The sequence below is a fragment of the Klebsiella sp. CD33 genome, assembly GCF_051992865.1.
In the GTDB taxonomy this organism is placed as follows: domain Bacteria; phylum Pseudomonadota; class Gammaproteobacteria; order Enterobacterales; family Enterobacteriaceae; genus Klebsiella; species Klebsiella pneumoniae.
This window is the reverse complement of sequence record NZ_CP197023.1, coordinates 3,482,930-3,503,729: the sequence shown is the minus strand read 5'-3', so window position 1 is coordinate 3,503,729 and position 20,800 is coordinate 3,482,930. Positions and strand designations below refer to the sequence as shown.

Genomic DNA, 20,800 nt, shown 5'->3' with positions numbered 1-20,800 from the left:
TCATCTGCTGCCATAAAAGTTTCATCCGTCCGCTTGACAAATGTTAAAAGGTAAAATTTTTTGGGGATAACCCTGGCGGCCGGAGGATTATTCCGTCTGACGCGCGTTTTGCACCCAGCTTGCCGGCCAATAAGACCCTTTTGTGGCGTTATCATAAGTACGCACTGTTTAAATATCCAGTGTAATTTATTGGCAAAAAACGGCCCGGGGGGTAGAATTAAACACCGGCCGCTAATTCTTTTTTCAGGTTCTGATTGATGAGTAAATCGTTTGTACTGCATTCCGCCTTTCGCCCCTCCGGAGACCAACCGGAAGCCATCCGCCGCCTGGAAGAGGGGCTGGAGGATGGGCTTGCGCATCAGACGCTACTGGGGGTTACCGGCTCCGGTAAAACCTTTACCATCGCCAATGTGATTGCCGACCTACAGCGGCCGACGATGGTGCTGGCGCCAAACAAAACCCTGGCGGCTCAGCTCTACGGCGAGATGAAAGAGTTTTTTCCGGAGAATGCCGTCGAGTATTTCGTCTCCTACTACGATTACTATCAGCCGGAAGCCTACGTTCCCAGCTCAGATACCTTCATTGAGAAGGACGCCTCGGTAAACGAACATATTGAGCAGATGCGTCTGTCGGCCACCAAAGCGCTGCTCGAGCGGCGCGACGTAGTGGTGGTGGCGTCAGTCTCGGCGATCTACGGCCTCGGCGACCCGGACCTGTATCTGAAAATGATGTTGCATCTGACGGTCGGTATGCTGATTGACCAGCGGGCGATCCTGCGTCGTCTGGCCGAACTGCAGTATACCCGCAACGATCAGGCCTTCCAGCGCGGCACTTTTCGCGTGCGCGGCGAGGTGATCGACGTCTTCCCGGCGGAATCCGACGATATCGCTCTGCGCATTGAGCTGTTTGACGAAGAGGTCGAGCGTCTGTCGCTGTTCGACCCGCTCACCGGCCACGTCGAAGGGACGGTGCCGCGCTATACCATTTATCCCAAGACCCACTACGTGACGCCGCGGGAGCGCATCGTCCAGGCGATGGAAGAGATCAAGCTTGAGCTGGCGGAGCGGCGCAAGGTGCTGCTGGCCAACAACAAGCTGCTGGAAGAGCAGCGCTTAACCCAGCGTACCCAGTTTGACCTCGAAATGATGAACGAGCTGGGTTACTGCTCGGGCATTGAAAACTACTCGCGCTTTCTCTCCGGGCGCGGGCCCGGCGAGCCGCCGCCGACCCTGTTCGACTATCTGCCGGCGGATGGCCTGCTGGTGATTGACGAATCCCACGTCACGGTGCCGCAGATCGGCGGTATGTACCGGGGCGACCGGGCGCGCAAAGAGACGCTGGTGGAATACGGTTTCCGCCTGCCGTCGGCGCTGGATAACCGGCCGATGAAGTTTGAAGAATTTGAAGCGCTGGCGCCGCAAACCATCTATGTGTCGGCGACCCCGGGCGCCTATGAGCTGGATAAATCCGGCGGCGAGGTTGTGGATCAGGTGGTGCGGCCGACCGGTCTGCTTGACCCAATCATCGAAGTGCGCCCGGTGGCGACTCAGGTCGACGATCTGCTGTCAGAGATCCGCCTGCGCACGGCCATCAACGAGCGCGTGCTGGTCACCACTCTCACCAAGCGGATGGCGGAGGACTTAACCGAGTACCTTGAGGAGCACGGCGAGCGCGTGCGCTATCTGCACTCGGATATCGACACCGTCGAGCGCATGGAAATCATCCGCGACCTGCGTCTTGGCGAGTTTGACGTGCTGGTGGGGATCAACCTGCTGCGTGAGGGGCTGGATATGCCTGAGGTGTCGTTGGTGGCGATCCTGGATGCGGATAAAGAGGGCTTCCTGCGTTCTGAACGCTCGCTGATCCAGACCATCGGCCGCGCGGCGCGCAACGTCAACGGCAAGGCCATCCTCTACGGCGATAAGATCACCCCCTCCATGGCCAAAGCCATTGGCGAGACCGAGCGTCGACGGGAGAAACAGCAGCGCTACAACGAAGAGCACGGCATCGTGCCGCAGGGGCTCAATAAGAAAGTGGTGGATATCCTGCAGCTGGGCCAGGGCCTGGCGAAAACCAAAGCCAAAGGGCGCGGTAAAGCGAAGGCCGTTGAGCCTGCCGGGCTTAGCGCTGTGGATATGACGCCAAAAGCGCTGCAGCAGAAAATCCACGAGCTGGAAGGGCAGATGATGCAGCACGCGCAGAACCTCGAGTTTGAGGAGGCGGCGCAAATACGCGACCAGCTGCATCAGCTGCGCGAGCTGTTTATCGCCGCCTCCTGATTCTGGGCGCAGACTGGCGGAGTGGACGTGCGGGATATAGTGAAGGCGCGCTTCTCTTATATCGTCCTGCTTGCCAGATAACAAACATTTGAGAAGAAAAAAGGCCGCGTTGCGGCCTTCTTAATGTTTGCTTAATCTCGCCAGGCGACACTATCTTCAACCTGATGAGGATAGCGCCCATGCAAAAAATTAACTTCCGTGAATATCTGGCGGTCGCCACCGCCCTGGTCATTATTGTTGCCTTCTTCCATCAATGGGTGCTGACGTTCTGACCCCCGCGCTGCGGGAATAGCACCCACGCGCGGACCCCTGGCCCTGGCTGTCGGTTATGCAAAAAAAACTGGGCGTCATGCAGCTGAGCGATGCGCGTGACGATGCTCAGTCCGAGGCCAATGCCGCCGTAGCGACTGTCCATGCGCACGAAGGCTTTACTGAGTTCGCCGCTTTTCGCCTCATCGATCCCCGGCCCTTCATCTTCCACCGCCATCACCGGCATCAGGCCCGCTTTCACCGACACGCGGATCGTCGACCCTTCAGGGCTGTAGCGGTGAGCATTCTCCACCAGATTGCGCAGGATCACGCGGATTAACGTCGCATCGCCAGAGACGACGGCCTCGTTTTCGTCCGTCAGCAGCAGCCGCTGCTGACGCTGCGCCAGCATAGCCTCCAGTTCGTCCTGCAGGGGTTTTACCACGTCATCCAGCAACAGCACCTGCTGGTAGCTGCCGGCGGAAAAGGACTGGCCGACGCGCGCCAGCTGCAGCAGCTGGGAAATGCTGGTGGTCATCTGATCGAGACGCTGGATCAGCGGGTCGACGCCCATGCCATGCACTTTCGCCAGCAGCTCAAGGTGCAGCCGCAGCCCGGCCAGCGGGGTGCGTAGCTCATGCGCCACGTCGGCGGTAAACAGCCGCTCGCGGTCGAGGGTCAGATTGAGGCGGGAAACTAACTGATTCAGGGCGGTGGTCACCGCCGTGACTTCGGGCACCGATTCGCTGAGTACGATAGGAGTGAGGTTGTCCGGCGTGCGGTTCTCCAGTTCGCTTTGCAGTCGTGAAAGCGGGCGGGTGATCTTGCGCACCGCCAGCATGCTGATATACAGCGCCAGGCCAACGATCAGCAGGCTCGGCACCAGCAGGCTGGCAACCGCTTCCCGTACCTCATGCTCCACATGTTTCTGGTTGTTGTGCCCTTCGATGGCGCTGGCCACCAGCAGCTGGATCTGCTCTTTGCTCTCATGCCATAGCCAGAAGACGCTTATCAGCTGGCAGACCACCAGGATGGCGCCGATGGTCAGCAGCAGCCGGTGGCGCATGGTCCAGGTTTCAGTTGCAAACAGAGCCATGGTCTATTCCGTGTCGATGTTGTTAGCCAGCATATAGCCAAAGCCCCGGACGGTGCGGATCCGCGATTTGCCAATCTTTTCGCGTAGGTTGTGAATATGCACTTCCAGGGTATTGGTCGCCGGCTCGTTGTCCCAGCTGTAAATGTCGTTGTAGAGGATCTCGCGATGCACCGGGCTACCGGCTTTCATCATCAGTCGCGACAGCAGGGCATACTCTTTCGGCGTAAGATCCAGCGCCGTTTCACCCAGCCACACCAGGCGGCGAGTGACGTTAAGGCGCAGATTGCCGACGCTGATTTCATTATCGCCCTGGTTGTTATGCCGGCGGAGCAGGGCGCGAATGCGCGCATTGAGTTCCTCCAGGGCAAAGGGTTTTACCAGGTAGTCATCCGCCCCGGTATCGAGACCGCTAATGCGATCCTCAAGCGTATCGCGGGCGGTGAGGATCAGCACCGGCTGGGTCATTTTCTCCCGCCGCATGCGGGAGAGAAAATGCAGCCCGTCTTCATCCGGCAGGCCGAGATCCAGCACGATCAGGCTGTAATGATTGCTGGCCAGCGATAGCGCGGCTTCGTGCGCGGTGGAGACGCCGTCGCACACGTATCCTTCACTTTGCATCGCCAGAATTAACCCCTGCAACAGCAGCGCATCGTCTTCAATGACTAAGATTTTCATCAACCAGCCTCTCTACATGGCGTTAAGATATCATCTGCCGCCTGGTACTCGCGGGTGCTGACGCCGAGCAGGCCGAGCAGGGTGGAGAACAGATTATCCTGCGAGTAATTCTCTTTTTGCGCCCGCTGCTGCAGACAGTGCGCGGAAATGCCGTAGCGCTGCTGGTAGTCGGCGGAGAGCCACAGCGCCATCGGCACATGTTTCTGCGTATCCGGCGCGATGGAATACGGTAGACCATGCAAATAGACGCCATCTTCTCCCAGCGATTCGCCGTGGTCGGACAAATAAACCAGGCTAGTGGTAAATTTATCCTGTTTAGATTGCAGTAGTTTTATCGCTTTATCAACGACATAGTCGACATAAAGGATGGTGTTGTCATAGGTATTGGTCAACTGCTCCCGGGTACAGCCCTGGATCTCATTGGTGTCGCAGGTCGGCGTGAATTTGCGAAACGCCGCTGGATAGCGATTGTAGTACGTCGGACCGTGGCTGCCGATGGTATGCAGCACAATAATGCCATCCTGTTGCAGGTTATCGATATAGCTGTCGAGATTATGGAACAGGACGTCATCGTAGCACTCGCCATCGATGCACTGCCCGGTGAGCTTCAGGTCGGTGACGTTCTGGTGTGGTACCCGGTCGCAGGCGCCTTTGCAGCCGCCGTCATTATCGTTCCACAGCACCTGGATCCCTGCGCGTTGTAGAATATCCAGGACGCCTTCCTGATGGTGCGCCAGCTCTTCGTCATAATGCGCGCGCGGCATATTGGAGAACATGCACGGTACGGAAACTGCGGTTGCCGTGCCGCAGGAAGTGGTATGCGGAAAATAGATCACGCCGTCCTGCCGCATCAACGGGTTGGTGTCGCGCGAATAGCCGCCCAGTGAGAAGTTATCCGCTCGCGAAGTCTCGCCGAGCACGACGATCGTCAGGTTCTTACGGGGAGCGTTATGCATCACCGCTTTCTGCGTGGCATCTTCGCCAATCTTCACCAGCGGCAGGTTGTCCATCCGATGATGAGCATACCATGAGTTCACGGCCACAATGCTGTTGGAAGGGCTCAGGGATTTCACCAGCTCTTTGTTGTTACGGAACACCGAGGCGTAATCTTTGTAGAACAGCGCGGCCACCAGAATAATCAGCAGCGCCGAAACGGCGATATTGAGCAGGCGCATCGCCGCGCCGCGCCACCGCGTGGCGGGCTTACGGATTTTCACCCACCAGGCGACGAATACCGCCAAAACCCCGGAAAGGCCGAGGACGGCAATCATTTCGCCGGAGAGTAGAGCAAAGCTTTCCGCCGGAGTGGTGTCGAGGATATTGGTGATCATGCTGCGGTCGATCACCACGCCAAAGTTCCAGATGAAGTATTGCGCCGAGGCGCTGAGCAGAATGAACAGGCTAATCACCAGCCGGTCCAGCTTCAGGAACGAGGCGAGAGTGGTGAGGATATTCATCACGCTAATGGCCACGATCGGCATACTGAGAAATACCAGCCAGTTATGCAGGCTATTTACCGGCAGTAACGGGAAAACCTGGCGATAAAAAGCCAGGTTGAGAAAGATACCGATATAGCAAGCAAAGAGAATCAGATAAGTCGTGCGGCTGACCACCGGCCGACGCAGAGGCAATAACGACATAATGCACACCCACAGAAAAAGATGAGGGTATAGTGCCAGCCCTATTTTAAGACAACCTTAAGATTTTAAGGTGCGCCGAAGTGGGCCGCTTCCGGCGCGCAGGATCAGCCCGGCAGCTGGATCGCTTTCTCCAGCGCCCCGCGGAGCAGCGCCCGGTCATGACGATAGGGAACGTCGCTGGCCTCCAGCGGCGTCTGGATCACCAACCGGTCGTCGATGCCGCTGATATCGGCTTTTGGACCGGCGATCACCGCATCCACCACCCGCTTGCCTACATAGCGCTCCATAATCGCGATGCGCTCCGCCAGCGACAGCCTCGCGGCCGGGCTATGCTCTTTGCCGAGGTTATCGATAAAAACCATCGGCGCCGGGGTGCGGCGCAACGCCTGGGCCATCTCGTCGAGCAACAGGATCGGCAGCAGGCTGGTGTAAAAACTGCCCGGCCCAATGAGGATCAAATCGGCTTCGGCGATAGCCTCCACCGCCTCGCGGGTGGCCGGTACCGGCGGGGTGAGCATCAGCTCCTGCGGCACATTATCAAGCTGATCAATATTCACTTCGCCATAAACTTCATGGCCTTCATGATCGAGCGCCATCAAATCCACCGGTTGTTCTGACATCGGGATCAGGAAAGCGTCCACTTTCAGCAGGTTTCTGATCAAATTGATCGCCTCTAACGGCCGCACGCTCAGGTGATCCAGCGCCTTTAACATCAAATTTCCGAGGTTATGTCCGGAAAGCTCGCCGTTACCGCCAAAACGATACTCAAACATCGCCGACGCTACGCTCGGCTCGGCAATTAACTGGTTGATGCAATTGCGCATATCGCCCCAGGCAATGCCACCTTCCGAACGACGGATCCGCCCGGTGGAACCCCCGTTATCGGTGGTGGTGACAATGCCGGTCAGCCGTGAACCGAGCGAGGAGAGGGAGGACATCACCCGGCCCAAACCATGCCCGCCGCCGAGCGCTACCACCCGATCGAGGTCAGCGAATGTACGATTGCGCATAGAAATTCCTTATTTCACATAAACGGCCACACACTACCCGATCTACCCCTAAAAGACGATGGGAGGAGCCCGACAAACTGACCGACATCAAGGCAAAAAAATGATTTATGGCTATTCTGTAGCGAAAATGCACGAAGATAGCGATATGTATAAAATTATATAGCGAAATCGCCAATGGCGAAACTGCCTGTAACGCGCTACTATCGACATAACCTGTTAACACTCTAGCCTCTTCGCCTGTGTCAAAAGATATGGCGATTTGGCCGCGACGCCGCCGGTTGTCGCCAGGGCGTGGAAAGAAATGACCGCGTCTCCCGTATTTGGAAAGGTGTATATGGCCTCACAGCTTACCGATGCATTCGCGCGTAAGTTTTATTACCTGCGTCTGTCGATTACCGATGTGTGCAACTTCCGTTGCACCTACTGCCTGCCGAACGGTTACAAACCCGGCGCCGTCAATAACAATGGCTTTCTCAGCGTAGACGAAGTACGCCGGGTTACGCGCGCTTTCTCCGCGCTGGGCACCGAAAAAGTTCGCCTCACCGGTGGGGAACCCTCCCTGCGCCGCGACTTCACCGAGATTATTGCCGCCGTGCGTGAAAACCCGGCGATCCGTCAGATTGCGGTCACTACCAACGGTTACCGCCTGGCGCGCGATGTCGAACGCTGGCGCGATGCCGGCCTGACGGCGATTAACGTCAGCGTTGATAGCCTCGACGCCCGCCAGTTCCATGCCATCACCGGCCAGGATAAGTTCCACCAGGTGATGGACGGCATTGACGCCGCCTTCGCCGCCGGCTTTGACAAGGTAAAGGTGAATACCGTGCTGATGCGTGATGTTAACCATCACCAGCTCGATACCTTCCTCGCGTGGATCCAACCCCGCCGTATCCAGCTGCGCTTTATTGAGCTGATGGAAACCGGTGAAGGCAGCGACCTGTTCCGCCGTCACCATCTCTCCGGCATGGTGCTGCGCGATGAACTGCTGCGCCGCGGCTGGATCCATCAGATCCGCCAGCGCAGCGATGGCCCGGCGCAGGTCTTTTGTCACCCGGACTACGCCGGCGAGATCGGTCTCATCATGCCGTATGAAAAAGACTTCTGCGCCACCTGCAATCGGCTGCGCGTCTCGTCCGTTGGCAAACTGCACCTGTGCCTGTTTGGCGAAGGCGGCGTCGACCTGCGCGACCTGATGGCCGAAGACCAGCAGCAGGCTGCGCTGGAGGCGCGGATCGCCGAAGCCTTAACCCATAAAAAGCAGACCCATTTCCTGCATCAGGGCAACACCGGTATTACGCAGAACCTGTCCTATATTGGCGGTTAATCTTTTTCGAAAGGAGCATTCAGATGAGCCAGGCTAGCGCTGAGTTTATCCCGACCCGTATTGCTATTCTTACCGTTTCCAGCCGTCGCGGCGAAGAGGACGACACTTCCGGTCACTGGCTGCGCGAGGCGGCGCAGGAGGCGGGGCACCAAGTCGTCGAGAAGGCGATCGTCAAAGAGAATCGCTACGCCATCCGCGCTCAGGTATCGGCGTGGATAGCCAGCGATAACGTGCAGGTGGTGCTGATCACCGGCGGCACCGGTTTTACCGACGGCGATCAGGCGCCGGAAGCGCTGCTGCCGCTGTTTGATCGTGAGGTCGAAGGCTTTGGCGAAGTGTTCCGCATGCTGTCGTTCGAAGAGATCGGCACCTCGACGCTGCAGTCCCGGGCCGTGGCCGGCGTCGCCAATCGCACGCTGATTTTCGCCATGCCGGGCTCAACCAAAGCCTGCCGTACGGCGTGGGACAACATCATCGCCCCGCAGCTTGATGCCCGCACCCGTCCGTGTAACTTCATTCCACACCTGAAGAAATAATCTATGTCACAACTGACCCATATTAACGCCGCGGGTGAAGCCCATATGGTCGATGTCTCCGGCAAAGCGGAAACGGTGCGCGAAGCGCGCGCCGAGGCTTACGTTGAAATGCAGGCGACGACCCTGGCGATGATTATCGACGGCAGCCACCATAAAGGCGACGTGTTTGCCACCGCGCGTATCGCCGGGATCCAGGCGGCCAAACGCACCTGGGAGCTGATCCCGCTGTGTCATCCGCTGATGCTCAGCAAAGTGGAAGTCAATCTGCAGGCGCAGCCGGAACATAACCGGGTGCGCATTGAATCGCTCTGCCGACTCACCGGGAAAACCGGCGTTGAGATGGAAGCATTGACCGCCGCCTCGGTTGCCGCGCTGACCATTTACGATATGTGCAAAGCGGTGCAGAAGGATATGGTGATTGGCCCGGTGCGCCTGCTGGCGAAAAGCGGCGGCAAGTCCGGCGATTTTAAGGTGGGTGAATGCCATGATTAAGGTTCTGTTTTTTGCCCAGGTGCGCGAGCTGGTCGGTACCGATTCGCTGACCCTTGATGCCAGCGAACTGGCGACTGTCGAAGCGGTTCGTCAGCAGCTTGCCGCTCGCGGCGATCGCTGGGCGCTGGCCCTGGAGGAGGGCAAGCTGCTGGCGGCAGTTAACCAGACGCTAACCTCTTTCGAACATCCAGTGGCCAGCGGCGACGAAGTGGCGTTCTTCCCACCGGTAACAGGGGGCTGACATGACGCAAACCCGTATCGTGGTCAGCCCGGCGCGCTTTAGCGTCAGTGAGGAATATCCCTGGCTGGCGGAACGCGATGAAGACGGCGCGGTGGTCACCTTCACCGGTAAAGTGCGTAACCACAACCTCGGCGACAGCGTGAAGGCGCTGACCCTCGAGCACTATCCGGGGATGACTGAAAAATCGCTGGCGGAAATTGTCGAGCTGGCGCGCGAGCGCTGGCCGCTGGGCCGGGTGACGGTTATCCATCGCATCGGCGAAATGTGGCCGGGGGAAGAAATTGTGTTTGTCGGCGTCACCAGCGCTCACCGCGGCAGCGCCTTCGCCGCCGGCGAGTTTATTATGGATTACCTGAAAACCCGCGCGCCGTTCTGGAAGCGTGAAGCGACGCCGGATGGCGAACGCTGGGTCGACGCCCGCGACAGCGATCGCCAGGCGGCAGAGCGCTGGTAGTGTGATACGCTTACAGGGTGAAACTTTGTTTATCAGGAGAGAGTCATGGACAGATATCCGCGTTCCGATTCAATAGTGCAGGGCCGTACCGGCCTGCAGACTTACATGGCGCAGGTGTACGGCTGGATGACGGTCGGCCTGCTGCTGACGGCGTTTATCGCGTGGTTTGCAGCGAATACTCCGGCGGTGATGATGTTCGTCTTTTCGAGCAAAATCACTTTCTTCGGGCTGATTATTGCCCAGCTGGCGCTGGTGTTTGTGCTGTCGGGAATGGTGCAGCGGCTGAGCGCCGGGATGGCCACCACGCTGTTTATGCTCTATTCGGCGCTGACCGGACTGACGCTATCGAGCATTTTTATCGCCTATACTTATTCATCGATCGCCAGCACCTTTGTGGTCACCGGCGGGATGTTTGGGGCGATGAGCCTGTATGGTTACACCACGAAGCGCGATCTGAGCGGCTTCGGCAGCATGCTGTTTATGGGGCTGATTGGCATCGTGCTGGCGTCGCTGGTCAACCTGTGGCTGAAGAGCGAGGCGCTGATGTGGGCCGTGACCTATATTGGGGTGGTGCTGTTTGTCGGTCTGACGGCGTATGACACCCAGAAGCTGAAAAACATCGGCGAGCAGATTGATACCCGCGACAGCGCCACGCTGCGTAAATACTCGATCCTTGGCGCCTTAACGCTGTATCTGGACTTCATCAACCTGTTCCTGATGCTGCTGCGTATTATGGGCAACCGCCGCTAACCTCTTTATATCACGGGGTTGCATCTCCGAACGCCCGGCAAGCGCAGCGCCGCCGGGCGAGATATCAGGCACGGTACCCGTGGTATTGCCGGGCGGCGGCTACGCCTTACCCGGCCTACAGGATCCTCTCACAGGCTCACACTCCGTAGGCCCGCGCAAGCGCAGCGCCGCCGGGCGAGATATCAGGCACGGTACCCGTGGTGCTGCCGGGCGGCGGCTGCGCCTTACCCGGCCTACAGGCTCCTCTCACAGGCTCACACCCCGTAGGCCCGCGCAAGCGCAGCAACGCCGGGCGAGATATCAGGCACGGTACCCGTGGTATTGCCGGGTGGCGGCTGCGCCTTACCCGGCCTACAGGCTCCTCTCACAGGCTCACACCCCGTAGGCCCGCGCAAGCGTAGCGCCGCCGGGCGAGATTTCAGGCACGGTACCCGTGGTGCTGCCGGGTTGCGGCTGCGCCTTACCCGGCCTACTGGATCTTCTCACAGGCTTACACTCCGTAGGCCCGCGCAAGCGCAGCGCCGCCGGGCGAGATTTCAGACACGGTACCCGTGGTGCTGCCGGGCGGCGGCTGCGCCTTACCCGGCCTACAGGATCCTCTCACAGGCTCACACTCCGTAGGCCCGCGCAAGCGCAGCGCGACCAGGCCGTTTCATTCGCGGGCCAGCTTGCGCTGGTTCTTTTGCCGTAGCTTTTTCGCCCGGCTCTCCAGCAGCAGATAGGCCACCGTCGCCAGCAGCAATGGCAGGAAATAATAGAGCGCGCGCCAGGCGAGCAGGGCGGCAATGATCGCGCCCTTCGAAATATCTTCCCCGGAGAGCATGGCGATAAACACCGCCTCCAGCACGCCGATCCCAGCCGGAATATGGATAATCACCCCGGCGATACTGCTCACCAGCAGCACCCCTAATACCAGAAAATAGTTAATCTCGCTGCCCAACAGCAGCCAGATTATCGCCCCCATCGCCATCCAGTTCGCCGCCGAGAGCCCCATCTGCAGCAGCGCGAAGCGCCAGGAGGGCAGCACCAGCCGCTGGCCTTTAATCGTCAGGTGACGGCGTTTGGCGAACGCGCAGCCGAACAGATAGCAAAGCGTAAGGATCAGCATCACCCCGCCGATAATACGCAGAGTGGTCTGGCTGATGTACCAGTGCGGCGGCAGCTTCACCAGATCTGCCGTGAATATCACCCCGCCCAGCAGAATATAGCCCAACCAGTTGGTGGTAATGCTTAAGGAAAAAATACGGGTGATGGTGCTGCCGTTCAGCCCCAGCCGCGAGTACAGCCGGTAGCGCATACCGATCCCGCCGACCCAGGTGCTGAGTGTCAGGTTAAAGGCGTAGCAGATAAACGACACCAGCATGACCTGGCGTTTCGCCAGCTTGTGCCCGCAATAAGCCCGACCGAGCAGATCGTAGCAGCCGTAAATGAGGTAGCTGACGATAACCAGCGCAATGGCGCTAAACAAGGCCAGCCGATCGTAGCCGCGGATCACCTTCCACACGTCCTGCCAGTCGACTTTTTGCGCGTAGATCACCAACAGGACGATGACGGCGATAAAAAAGAGCACGGTCAGCACTCTTTTCGCCATCCGCCAGCGGGGATGTGATTTGCTCATAGTGGATTATCCCTGGCTGGAGACTCGACGCGGTCCTGAGTTTCAATTTCCGGCTGGACCGGCGGGCTGACTCTGGCCAGCCGCGGGGTATGAGCCGGTAGCCAGCCGACCCATGCCGGGAAGTGGCGCAGAAAGTGGAAAGCCATCACGCTGACGCCCAGCCGCCACCAGTTGCGTTTCGGCAGCATCGTTTTATCGATCCGCTGGCAATCCCGGGCGATAAGCCCGTTGAGATTATCGCGCAGCGTCTGGTTAAACACCCGATCGTGGATGATCAGATTGGCTTCCAGATTCAGCGACAGGCTGAGCGGATCCAGGTTGCTTGACCCAACGGTGGCCCAGTGGTCGTCTGCCAGAGCGACCTTGCCATGCAGCGGGCGACGGCGATATTCGTAAATCTGCACCCCGCCCTTAACGAGATAGTGATAGAGCAGGTGGGCGCCAAACTTCACAATGGGAATATCCGGTTCGCCCTGCACGATCAGCTTAACCCGTACTCCGCGCCGCGCGGCATTGCGCATCGCATGCAGCAGGCGGTAGCCGGGGAAAAAATAGGCGTTAGCGATAATCACTTCCCGGCGGGCGCTGGTCAGCATCTTCAGGTAGTGGCGTTCAATATCGTCGCGGTGATCCTGGTTGTCGCGCCAGACGAACAGCGCCTGCGCTTCGCCGGGGGTCTGGTTAATCTCCGGCTGGTGGCGACGACGTCGCCACCAGCGGCGGGCGGTTTCGCTGTTGGGCAGGTTTTCCAGCTCGAACTGCAGGATGTCGAGCACCACCGGCCCTTCGACCTGCACCGCATAATCCTGCTTCGCCTCCGGACCGTAGTCGCTCATATGTTCGGCGGAGTAGTTAATACCGCCGACAAAGGCGGTGGTGTCGTCGATTACCACGATTTTACGGTGCATGCGACGGAACAGATTGGTGCGCATCCCCATCAGCTTAGGACGCGGATCGTAGTAGCGGAAAATCACGCCAGCGGCGGTGAGCTCGCCGACAAATTCATCGCTGAGATCCGGGGAACCATAGCCGTCGAGGAGCACCTCCACCTGGATGCCGCGGCGGGCAGCCTCGAGCAGGACCGCGTGCAGCCGCCGGCCTACCTCATCTTCAAACCAGATAAAGGATTCGAGGATCACCCGCCGGCTGGCGCGACCGATGGCCGCAAACAGCGCCGGATAGTACTGGTCGCCATTCTCCAGTAGCGTAATGCGGTTGCCTTCCTGCCAACGACATTTCACAAATGTATCTCCACGCTAAGGGGTGCATGATCGGACAGATGCCGCCATTGTTTAAGGGCCAGCGCCTTCGGGCGACTGGCGTGGGCGTTCTTGACGTAAATGCGGTCGAGGCGCAGCAGCGGAAAACTGACCGGAAAGGTGCGCGCCGGCCGTCCGCGGGCGCGGGTAAAGATCTCTTCCAGCCCGGCCTGGGCTTTTAACGGCTGGTTAGCCTGCTGACGCCAGTCGTTAAAATCGCCAGCCACCACCACCGGCTCGCCCGCGGGCAGGGTATTGACCCACTCCGCCAGCATGGTCAACTGCGCCTGCCGTTGGTCGGCGCGTAGACCGAGATGGACGCAAATCACGTGAATAGTTATCCCGCTCTGCGGCGGCACGATGCGGCAGTACAGCAGGCCGCGCTTCTCCCCGTTGCCGACCGAGATATCGCGATTTTCGTAGTATTCAATGGGAAAGCGCGACAGCACGGCGTTGCCGTGGTGGCCTTCCGGATAAACCGCATTGCGCCCGTAGGCGTAGTCGCTCCACATGGTGCCGGCGAGAAATTCATAATGGGTCGTATCCGGCCAGTTTTCGATGTGCAGCGGATGTACCTCATGAGCGCCCATCACCTCCTGCAGGCAAACAATATCCGCGCTAACGCTGCGCACGGCGTCGCGCAGTTCGGGCAAAATAAAACGCCGATTAAACGCCGTAAAGCCTTTATGGGTGTTAATTGTCAGCACGTTCAACGAAAATCCCGCCGTTGGCTCAGCCATAATTCTCCAGTAAATGTCACTTTCCTGAATAAAATAGTGTAGTAGACGTCACAAAAAGATGCGGTGTTACGGAATTTTCCGTAAAGTGCGGTACTCTGAGTAGCAGAGAAAAATCCTTCAGGAGAGAAGCCATGAAGTGGCAACAACGTGTACGCGTCGCAACGGGTCTTAGTTGCTGGCAGATTATGTTGCATCTACTGGTCGTGGCAGTACTGGTGATGGGTTGGATGAGCGGCGCGCTGGTGCGCGTCGGATTGGGACTGTGCGTCCTCTACAGCGTCACGCTGCTGGCGATGCTGTTTTTACAGCGTCACCATGAGGCGCGCTGGCGCGATGTGGGAGACTTCCTTGAGGAGCTCACCACGACCTGGTACTTCGGCGCGGCCATGATAGCGCTGTGGCTGCTGTCGCGCGTGCTGCACAACAACCTGCTGCTGGCCCTCGCCGGGCTGGTGATACTGGCAGGCCCGGCAGTGGTCTCGCTGCTGGCGAAAGATAAGAGCCGTTACCCTAAAGCGTTCGGGCTACAACAAGGCGGCAACGCAGCGAATCCCCAGAAGCATAGATAACTATGCGACTGGGGTGAGTAAGGAAAGCCAACGCCGTTGTAGTTTGAACGATGACGGGTATTACGCAATCTTCCTTCGGAACATCGCATACGCCGCTGAGCCGGTGGTGGCCGCTATGACCAGTAGCGGCCACAAACTTCCCCACACAATCTCCAGACTCGCATCCTTCAGATAAATTTGCTTGGTGATATCGGTAAAGTGGCGGATGGGATTTATCCAGGTCAGATCCTGCAGCCACTGCGGCATGTTTTCCACTGGTGAGACGTACCCCGACAGGAGAATAGCCGGCATCATAAAGACGAACACGCCGATAAACGCCTGCTGCTGGGTGGCGCACAGCGACGAAATCAATAAGCCAAAGCCCACCAGCGATAGACCGTAAATCACCATGGTGAAATAGAACAGCAGCAGCGAGCCGGCAAACGGGATCTGATAGGCCCAGATACCAATCGCCAGCACGATAGTTGCCTGCAGGGTGGCGACGATCAGCGCCGGCACCGCCTTGCCAACGAAAATTTGCCAGGTGGCGAGGGGGGAGACCAGCAGCTGGTCAAGGGTGCCCTGCTCGCGCTCGCGAGCCACCGACAGCGAGGTGACGATCATCACCCCGATGGTAGTGATCATGGCGATAAGCGACGGCACCACGAACCATTTATAGTCGAGATTCGGGTTGTACCAGTTGCGCACCACCAGCTCGCTGTTGTTCGGCTTCGCTTTACCCTCCAGCAGCTCCTGCTGATAGTTTTTCACAATCTGTTGTAGATAGTTGGCGGCGATTTGCGCGCTGTTGGAGTTGCGTCCGTCGAGCAGAAGCTGCAGCGGGGCGGTTTGATAGTTATCCAGATTGCGCGAGAAATCGGCCGGGAAGCGCACCACCAGCAGAGCTTTTTGTTCATCGATGGTCGGCTGGATCGCCTGCGGGCTTTGCAGCAGCAGGACGTGGGTAAAGGCTTTGGCGCGGGCAAAGCGCTGAGTGAGTTCCACCGCGTGGCGACCGCTGTCCTCGTTGTAGATGGCGATGGTGGCGTTGGTCACCTCCAGCGTCGCGGCAAAGGGAAAAAGCAGCACCTGAATCAGCACCGGCATGATTAAAATCGCCCGCGTCTGCGGCTCGCGCAGCAGCGACTGCAGCTCTTTGCGGATTAATGTCCATAAACGGTGAAACATAATAGCTCCTTTGGCCCATTCAACCACGCCGGGCGGCACTGCGTTTGCCCGGCCTACGGGATCGGCGAACCGTATAATCGATGTTGGTTAAACCGTAGGCCCGGTCGGCGCAGCGCCACCGGACAAAACCTAATCCAGACGCCGTTTGGTTTTCAGCCACGTCAGACCGATAAACATCACCGCCGACGCAATCAAAAACAGCACGTTGACCAGCAGCACCACCGGAATATTGCCCGCCAGAAACAGGCTTTGCAGAGTACTAACGAAATAGCGCGCCGGGATCACATAGGTCACCGCGCGGATCACCGCCGGCATACTGTCTATCTGGAAAATAAACCCGGACAGCATAATCGACGGTAAAAAGGCGGCGTTCAGCGCCACCTGCGCGGCGTTAAACTGGTTGCGGGTAATGGTTGAGATCAGCAGCCCCATCCCCAGGGTGCTGAGCAAAAACAGACTGGTAATGACAAACAGGATCGGCAGCGAGCCGCGATAGGGCACGCCGAGAATAAATACCGACACCAGCATACACAGCAGCATCGCCAGCATGCCGAGGAAATAGTAGGGAATGAGCTTGCACAGCAGCAGTTCGGCGCGGGTGATCTCCGTCGACAGCAGCGCCTCCATGGTGCCGCGCTCCCATTCGCGGGCCACCACCAGCGAGGTCAGTATGGCGCCGACCACGGTCATGATGATGGTGATCGCCCCGGGGATAATAAAGTGCTGGCTAATAGCCGCCGGGTTAAACCAGTAGCGCATCTGCACGTCGATCAGCGGTTCAAAGGTTTCGCCGCGGTCTTCCGCCCGCTGCTGCTGCCAGATTTGCCAAATACCTTCCACATAGCCCTGAGCGAAGTTGGCGGTATTGGGCTCGCTGCCGTCGGTGATGAGCTGCAGCTGTGCGTCGGCGCCGGGGCGGGCCATCTGGCGGTCGAAATCCACCGGAATGACCACCATGGCGCGGATGCGCCCGGCCTGCATCATCTCAATCAGCTGCCTGCGGCTGTCGCTGACGGTGGCGTCGATATAGGGCGAGCCGGTCATGGTATGGACGAAATCCAGCGCCTCTTCGCTCTGCTGCTCAAGCAATACGCCGACCCGCAGCCTGCTGGAGTCGAGGTTAATGCCGTAGCCGAAGATAAACAGCAGCAGCAGGGGGATCACCACCGCGATCAGCCAACTGCTGGGATCGCGCACAATCTGCCGGGTCTCTTTGACGCACAGGGCGCGGACCCGCCGCCAGGAGAGAATGCTATTGCCCATGGCTATTCTCCTTGTCCCAGCGGTTAATCAGGGTAATAAACGCCTGCTCCATGGTCGGGTCCGTCTGGCTGTCGTCCGCCGCCTGGGCTTTCAGCTCATCCGGGGTCCCGCTGGCGATAAGCTTGCCGTGATAGACCAGCCCGATGCGGTCGCAGTATTCCGCCTCATCCATAAAGTGGGTGGTGACCATTACCGTCACGCCTTTATCAACCATGCTATTAATATGTAGCCAGAACTCGCGGCGGGTGAGGGGGTCGACGCCGGAGGTGGGTTCATCGAGAAACAGAATATCGGGTTCATGCATCAGGGAGCAGGCCAGCGCCAGCCGCTGCTTGTAGCCGAGCGGCAGCTCGTCGGCGGCGTGGCGGGCGATCCTTTCCAGGCCAAAGGCATCGCTCATCCGGGCGATTTTTTCATTTTGCGCCCGGCCGCGCAGGCCATAGACGCCGGAGAAAAAGCGCAGGTTTTGCTCGACGCTGAGGTTGCCGTACAGCGAAAATTTTTGCGCCATATAGCCCAGATGCTGGCGCGCCTTGCCAGAGCTGACCTTGAGATCCATTCCCAGCACCAGCGCTTTGCCGGAGGTGGGCACCAGCAGGCCGCACATCATTTTGAAGGTGGTGGATTTCCCGGCGCCGTTGGGGCCGAGCAGGCCGAAAATTTCACCGCGCTTAACCTGGAAATCGACATGGTCGGTAGCGGCGAAATCACCAAACTTTTTCGTTAACGACTGGGCTTCAATGACCGTTTCCTCTTTGCTGCCGTCAACGCGATGGATAATCGCCCCCAACGGCGATTCAGCGGTCCCGGCGCCGCCGAGCAGGTCGATAAACGCATCTTCAAAGCGCGGCGCGGTGTCGGCCACCTGCAGCGGCGGCATGTCGCCATGCTGCTGGACTTCCTCAATGCGCGCGTCCTTTTTCAGGATCAGACGCACCGATTTGCCCTGGATCACCCCGTCGCTAACCTGCGGCAGCTTCAGCGCCCGCTGCAGCAGGCGGCGGTTGTTCTCCTGCGGGCTGGAGACCAGAAAGCTGCGCCCGGCCATGGTTTGCGTCAGCGCCGTCGGCTCCCCTTGATAGAGCAGTTTGCCTTCGTTCATCAGCAGCACATCGCGACACTGCTCGGCTTCATCGAGATAGGAGGTGCTCCACAGGATCAGCATGCCGTCGCCGGCCAGCTCGTGCACCATCTGCCATAGCTCGCGGCGCGAGATAGGGTCGACGCCGACGCCGGGCTCATCGAGCAGCAGTACTTTCGGATCGCCCACCAGGGTACAGGCGAGGCCCAGCTTTTGCTTCATCCCGCCGGAAAGCTTGCCTGCCAGCCGTTCGGTGAATGGACCAAGGGAGGTGAACTCCAGCAGGCGATCGAAAATTTTCTTCCGCGCCTCGCCGGTGACGCTGCGCAGGTCGGCGTACAGGGTCAGGTTTTCCATCACCGTCAGATCTTCATACAGACCGAACTTCTGCGGCATATAGCCGAGCACCGCGTGCAGGGCGCTGTCGTCTTTTAGCGGGTCGAAGCCTATCACGCTGGCGCGGCCCTCATCAGGCTTGAGCAATCCGGCGAGCATTCGCATCAGGGTGGTTTTCCCCGCGCCGTCGGGCCCCACCAGCCCGGTGACGTAGCCGGCGCGGATCGTGCAGGTGAGCGGCGCTACCGCTGGCCTGTCCATACCGGGAAAACGGCGGCTCAGGCCGTTTAAGGCGATGACGGTCTCACTCATGTCCGTTCCCGTGGCTAAAGGAGATGGTCACCGGCATTCCCTGGCGCAGCGCGCCGTCGGCATCAGTCACCACAATGCGCAGACGGTAGACCAGATCGGTGCGCAGATCCGGGGTCTCGACGGTCTTCGGCGTGAATTCAGCGCTCGGCGAGACAAAACCGATTTTGCCGTGATAGGGCTTATCCGGCCGGCTGTCGGTATAGAGCAGCACTTCTTGTCCCGGCTGCGCCTGGCCGAGGTTTTTCTCGTCAACATAGGCGCGGACCCACACCGGATGCGTTAACGACAGCGTCAGTACGGTACCGCCGGCGTTGAGCATAGTGCCGGGCTCGACGGCGCGGGTCATCAGCGTACCGTCAGAAGGGGCGGTGAGCACGGTATCGTGCAGGTCCAGTTTGGCCTGGGCCAGCGCCGCCTGCGCCTGTTCCAGACTGGCTTTGGCCTGGGCAATCTCCTGCGGGCGGTTACCGGCGCGATACTGACGCAGCTTATCCTGCGCCGATTTGAGCGTTGCCTGCGCCTGATCGCGCGAGGAGCGGGCATTCTCCAGATCGTTGGCGGAAATGGCGCTGCTGGCGCGCAGCCCGAGCTGGCGCTGATAAAAGTTTTGCGCATAGTCGTAAGCGGCCTGCGCCTGTTTCACCGCCGCCGCGGCCTGGGCAATCTCTTCCGCGCGGTAGCCGGCCATCATCAGGTCATACTGCGCCTGGGCGGTGGAGACATTGGCCTGGGCCTGCAGCAGGGCATTTTCATACGGCGCGCGGTCAAGCTCGCCGAGAGTTTGCCCGGCGCGGATGCTGTCGCCTTCGTCGACGGTCAGCGAGGCCAGCCTACCGCCAACGCGGAAGCTCATGTTGACGGTGCGGATATCGACATTGCCATACAGGGTCAGCGGCTGCTGCCGGCTGCTCTGGTACCACCACCAGCCGCCGCCCAGCGCGGCGAGAAGAATCACGATCAGCAGAATGACGACGACGGGTTTTTTCATCAGCCCAAACTCCTTTGCGATAACCCATGCAGGATGAAATCGATATGACAGGTAATGACTTCGAAAATCTGTTCCGTTTTTTGCGCGTCAAACTGCGTCCAGCCGGTGCGCAGCAGGATAGTTTCACGCCCGAGACGGAAAGCGAGCACCTCGCCCAGCAGGGCGTGGGTATGGAGGATCATTTGCGTATCACTGGCTTCGCAGCCGGTCCAGGCGGCAATCAGCCGGGTGAGATAATGGTGCAGGGGGGCAATCACCTGCTGGTGGATCAGATGGTAGGCGGCGGTCGGCGCCAGCTGCTCACGGGAAATGAATTTGCTTAAGTTAACCGTATCGTCCTGGGTGAGCAGCAGGATCATGTTGTGGCAGGCGCTAAGGATGAGGTCGCGGATCGCCTGGCGATCCGGCGCTTCCCCGGCAAGCAGGTGCTCCGCCGCTTCGGCCTGCGGGCGAAAATTGTCGCCGATAAAATCGGCGATCCACTGGGCGCAGGCAAGATACAGATCGTCTTTCGAGCCAAAATAATAGGTGATAGCGGCGATATTCTGCCCGGCCTGGGCGGCGATATCGCGGGTGGTGGCGTGCTGGCCGTACTCGCCAAACTGGGCGATAGCGGCCGCGATAAGCTGATTTTTTGCCTGTTCGCCTTTACTGGTCATCGCGCTCGGTAAAAATTAATCAATCGATTGATTAACTTTAGGCGCCGACTGGCGGTTTGTCC

Annotated in this window: 20 protein-coding genes and 1 riboswitch; of the genes, 8 read left to right on the top strand and 12 right to left on the bottom strand. The window is 59.1% G+C overall.

Annotated features, from left to right (window positions below):
- Window positions 1-257: 257 nt before the first annotated feature.
- Window positions 258-2,279: an excinuclease ABC subunit UvrB gene (gene uvrB / locus ACR809_RS17320; RefSeq protein ID WP_002895655.1), complete on the top strand. Its 2,022-nt coding sequence runs from the start codon at window positions 258-260 to the stop codon at window positions 2,277-2,279.
- 250 nt (window positions 2,280-2,529) lie between these two features.
- Here the strand turns inward: uvrB and pmrB are convergent, their stop codons facing one another.
- The 4 genes from pmrB to yvcK form a co-directional block, all read right to left on the bottom strand.
- Window positions 2,530-3,624, bottom strand: a complete 1,095-nt coding sequence (gene pmrB / locus ACR809_RS17315; protein WP_122051455.1) for a two-component system sensor histidine kinase PmrB — start codon at window positions 3,622-3,624, stop codon at window positions 2,530-2,532.
- A 3-nt stretch (window positions 3,625-3,627) separates the two neighbouring features.
- The gene (pmrA, locus tag ACR809_RS17310) at window positions 3,628-4,299 is read right to left on the bottom strand and encodes a two-component system response regulator PmrA (protein WP_002895659.1); all 672 of its coding nucleotides are present in this window, start codon (window positions 4,297-4,299) and stop codon (window positions 3,628-3,630) included.
- Window positions 4,299-5,939, bottom strand: a complete 1,641-nt coding sequence (gene eptA, locus ACR809_RS17305) for a phosphoethanolamine transferase EptA (RefSeq protein ID WP_004147681.1) — start codon at window positions 5,937-5,939, stop codon at window positions 4,299-4,301. The genes pmrA and eptA overlap by 1 nt, the downstream gene beginning before the upstream one ends.
- 104 nt (window positions 5,940-6,043) lie before the next feature.
- Window positions 6,044-6,949 carry a uridine diphosphate-N-acetylglucosamine-binding protein YvcK gene (gene yvcK / locus ACR809_RS17300; protein ID WP_004142092.1) on the bottom strand — a complete coding sequence of 302 codons (906 nt, stop codon included), beginning with the start codon at window positions 6,947-6,949 and terminating at the stop codon, window positions 6,044-6,046.
- Window positions 6,950-7,157: 208 nt separating this feature from the next.
- Window positions 7,158-7,296, top strand: a riboswitch (molybdenum cofactor riboswitch).
- Between yvcK and moaA the strand changes: the two genes are divergently transcribed.
- The 6 genes from moaA (at window position 7,284) to ACR809_RS17270 (ending at window position 10,746) form a co-directional block, all read left to right on the top strand.
- Entirely contained in the window at window positions 7,284-8,273 is a 990-nt protein-coding gene (gene moaA, locus ACR809_RS17295) for a GTP 3',8-cyclase MoaA (RefSeq protein WP_002895665.1), read from the top strand. Its footprint overlaps the riboswitch before it by 13 nt.
- Window positions 8,274-8,296: 23 nt before the next feature.
- Entirely contained in the window at window positions 8,297-8,809 is a 513-nt protein-coding gene (moaB, locus tag ACR809_RS17290; protein WP_002895668.1) for a molybdenum cofactor biosynthesis protein B, read from the top strand.
- Window positions 8,810-8,812: 3 nt separating this feature from the next.
- Window positions 8,813-9,301 (top strand): cyclic pyranopterin monophosphate synthase MoaC, encoded by a 489-nt coding sequence (gene moaC / locus ACR809_RS17285; RefSeq protein ID WP_002895670.1) that lies wholly within the window; start codon window positions 8,813-8,815, stop codon window positions 9,299-9,301.
- Window positions 9,294-9,542, top strand: a complete 249-nt coding sequence (moaD, locus tag ACR809_RS17280; RefSeq protein WP_002895672.1) for a molybdopterin synthase sulfur carrier subunit — start codon at window positions 9,294-9,296, stop codon at window positions 9,540-9,542. The genes moaC and moaD overlap by 8 nt, the downstream gene beginning before the upstream one ends.
- A gap of 1 nt (window position 9,543) precedes the next feature.
- Window positions 9,544-9,996, top strand: a complete 453-nt coding sequence (gene moaE, locus ACR809_RS17275; protein ID WP_002895674.1) for a molybdopterin synthase catalytic subunit MoaE — start codon at window positions 9,544-9,546, stop codon at window positions 9,994-9,996.
- A 45-nt stretch (window positions 9,997-10,041) separates the two neighbouring features.
- Entirely contained in the window at window positions 10,042-10,746 is a 705-nt protein-coding gene (locus ACR809_RS17270; protein ID WP_004142079.1) for a Bax inhibitor-1/YccA family protein, read from the top strand.
- Between the two features lie 652 nt (window positions 10,747-11,398).
- Here the strand turns inward: ACR809_RS17270 and ACR809_RS17265 are convergent.
- Genes ACR809_RS17265 through ACR809_RS17255 form a run of 3 tightly spaced genes read right to left on the bottom strand, consistent with a single transcriptional unit; the run spans window position 11,399 to window position 14,363 of the window.
- Window positions 11,399-12,364: a lysylphosphatidylglycerol synthase domain-containing protein gene (locus ACR809_RS17265; protein WP_002895728.1), complete on the bottom strand. Its 966-nt coding sequence runs from the start codon at window positions 12,362-12,364 to the stop codon at window positions 11,399-11,401.
- Window positions 12,361-13,605 carry a cardiolipin synthase ClsB gene (gene clsB / locus ACR809_RS17260; RefSeq protein WP_002895730.1) on the bottom strand — a complete coding sequence of 415 codons (1,245 nt, stop codon included), beginning with the start codon at window positions 13,603-13,605 and terminating at the stop codon, window positions 12,361-12,363. The genes ACR809_RS17265 and clsB overlap by 4 nt, the downstream gene beginning before the upstream one ends.
- Window positions 13,602-14,363 carry an endonuclease/exonuclease/phosphatase family protein gene (locus ACR809_RS17255; protein WP_122051454.1) on the bottom strand — a complete coding sequence of 254 codons (762 nt, stop codon included), beginning with the start codon at window positions 14,361-14,363 and terminating at the stop codon, window positions 13,602-13,604. The genes clsB and ACR809_RS17255 overlap by 4 nt, the downstream gene beginning before the upstream one ends.
- A 131-nt stretch (window positions 14,364-14,494) precedes the next feature.
- Between ACR809_RS17255 and ACR809_RS17250 the strand changes: the two genes are divergently transcribed.
- A complete protein-coding gene (locus ACR809_RS17250) occupies window positions 14,495-14,932 on the top strand; it encodes a YbhQ family protein (RefSeq protein ID WP_004176793.1) in 438 nt (145 codons plus the stop codon).
- Between the two features lie 60 nt (window positions 14,933-14,992).
- Here the strand turns inward: ACR809_RS17250 and ACR809_RS17245 are convergent, their stop codons facing one another.
- From ACR809_RS17245 to cecR, 5 genes are all read right to left on the bottom strand, one after another.
- Window positions 14,993-16,099 (bottom strand): ABC transporter permease, encoded by a 1,107-nt coding sequence (locus ACR809_RS17245; RefSeq protein WP_004142068.1) that lies wholly within the window; start codon window positions 16,097-16,099, stop codon window positions 14,993-14,995.
- 129 nt (window positions 16,100-16,228) lie between these two features.
- A complete protein-coding gene (locus ACR809_RS17240; RefSeq protein WP_065908854.1) occupies window positions 16,229-17,362 on the bottom strand; it encodes an ABC transporter permease in 1,134 nt (377 codons plus the stop codon).
- Window positions 17,352-19,091 carry an ATP-binding cassette domain-containing protein gene (locus ACR809_RS17235; protein WP_122051453.1) on the bottom strand — a complete coding sequence of 580 codons (1,740 nt, stop codon included), beginning with the start codon at window positions 19,089-19,091 and terminating at the stop codon, window positions 17,352-17,354. Before ACR809_RS17235 ends, ACR809_RS17240 begins: the two co-directional genes overlap by 11 nt.
- A complete protein-coding gene (hlyD, locus tag ACR809_RS17230; protein ID WP_002895745.1) occupies window positions 19,084-20,079 on the bottom strand; it encodes a secretion protein HlyD in 996 nt (331 codons plus the stop codon). The genes ACR809_RS17235 and hlyD overlap by 8 nt, the downstream gene beginning before the upstream one ends.
- Window positions 20,079-20,738 (bottom strand): transcriptional regulator CecR, encoded by a 660-nt coding sequence (cecR, locus tag ACR809_RS17225; RefSeq protein WP_002895746.1) that lies wholly within the window; start codon window positions 20,736-20,738, stop codon window positions 20,079-20,081. Before cecR ends, hlyD begins: the two co-directional genes overlap by 1 nt.
- Window positions 20,739-20,800: the final 62 nt, after the last annotated feature.

Bases quoted from the DNA above. Each gene is read 5' to 3' on its own strand.
- uvrB (WP_002895655.1), top strand. From the start codon at position 258: ATGAGTAAATCGTTTGTACTGCATTCCGCCTTTCGCCCCTCCGGAGAC.
- pmrB (WP_122051455.1), bottom strand. From the start codon at position 3,624: ATGGCTCTGTTTGCAACTGAAACCTGGACCATGCGCCACCGGCTGCTG.
- pmrA (WP_002895659.1), bottom strand. From the start codon at position 4,299: ATGAAAATCTTAGTCATTGAAGACGATGCGCTGCTGTTGCAGGGGTTA.
- eptA (WP_004147681.1), bottom strand. From the start codon at position 5,939: ATGTCGTTATTGCCTCTGCGTCGGCCGGTGGTCAGCCGCACGACTTAT.
- yvcK (WP_004142092.1), bottom strand. From the start codon at position 6,949: ATGCGCAATCGTACATTCGCTGACCTCGATCGGGTGGTAGCGCTCGGC.
- moaA (WP_002895665.1), top strand. From the start codon at position 7,284: ATGGCCTCACAGCTTACCGATGCATTCGCGCGTAAGTTTTATTACCTG.
- moaB (WP_002895668.1), top strand. From the start codon at position 8,297: ATGAGCCAGGCTAGCGCTGAGTTTATCCCGACCCGTATTGCTATTCTT.
- moaC (WP_002895670.1), top strand. From the start codon at position 8,813: ATGTCACAACTGACCCATATTAACGCCGCGGGTGAAGCCCATATGGTC.
- moaD (WP_002895672.1), top strand. From the start codon at position 9,294: ATGATTAAGGTTCTGTTTTTTGCCCAGGTGCGCGAGCTGGTCGGTACC.
- moaE (WP_002895674.1), top strand. From the start codon at position 9,544: ATGACGCAAACCCGTATCGTGGTCAGCCCGGCGCGCTTTAGCGTCAGT.
- ACR809_RS17270 (WP_004142079.1), top strand. From the start codon at position 10,042: ATGGACAGATATCCGCGTTCCGATTCAATAGTGCAGGGCCGTACCGGC.
- ACR809_RS17265 (WP_002895728.1), bottom strand. From the start codon at position 12,364: ATGAGCAAATCACATCCCCGCTGGCGGATGGCGAAAAGAGTGCTGACC.
- ACR809_RS17255 (WP_122051454.1), bottom strand. From the start codon at position 14,363: ATGGCTGAGCCAACGGCGGGATTTTCGTTGAACGTGCTGACAATTAAC.
- ACR809_RS17250 (WP_004176793.1), top strand. From the start codon at position 14,495: ATGAAGTGGCAACAACGTGTACGCGTCGCAACGGGTCTTAGTTGCTGG.
- ACR809_RS17245 (WP_004142068.1), bottom strand. From the start codon at position 16,099: ATGTTTCACCGTTTATGGACATTAATCCGCAAAGAGCTGCAGTCGCTG.
- ACR809_RS17240 (WP_065908854.1), bottom strand. From the start codon at position 17,362: ATGGGCAATAGCATTCTCTCCTGGCGGCGGGTCCGCGCCCTGTGCGTC.
- ACR809_RS17235 (WP_122051453.1), bottom strand. From the start codon at position 19,091: ATGAGTGAGACCGTCATCGCCTTAAACGGCCTGAGCCGCCGTTTTCCC.
- hlyD (WP_002895745.1), bottom strand. From the start codon at position 20,079: ATGAAAAAACCCGTCGTCGTCATTCTGCTGATCGTGATTCTTCTCGCC.
- cecR (WP_002895746.1), bottom strand. From the start codon at position 20,738: ATGACCAGTAAAGGCGAACAGGCAAAAAATCAGCTTATCGCGGCCGCT.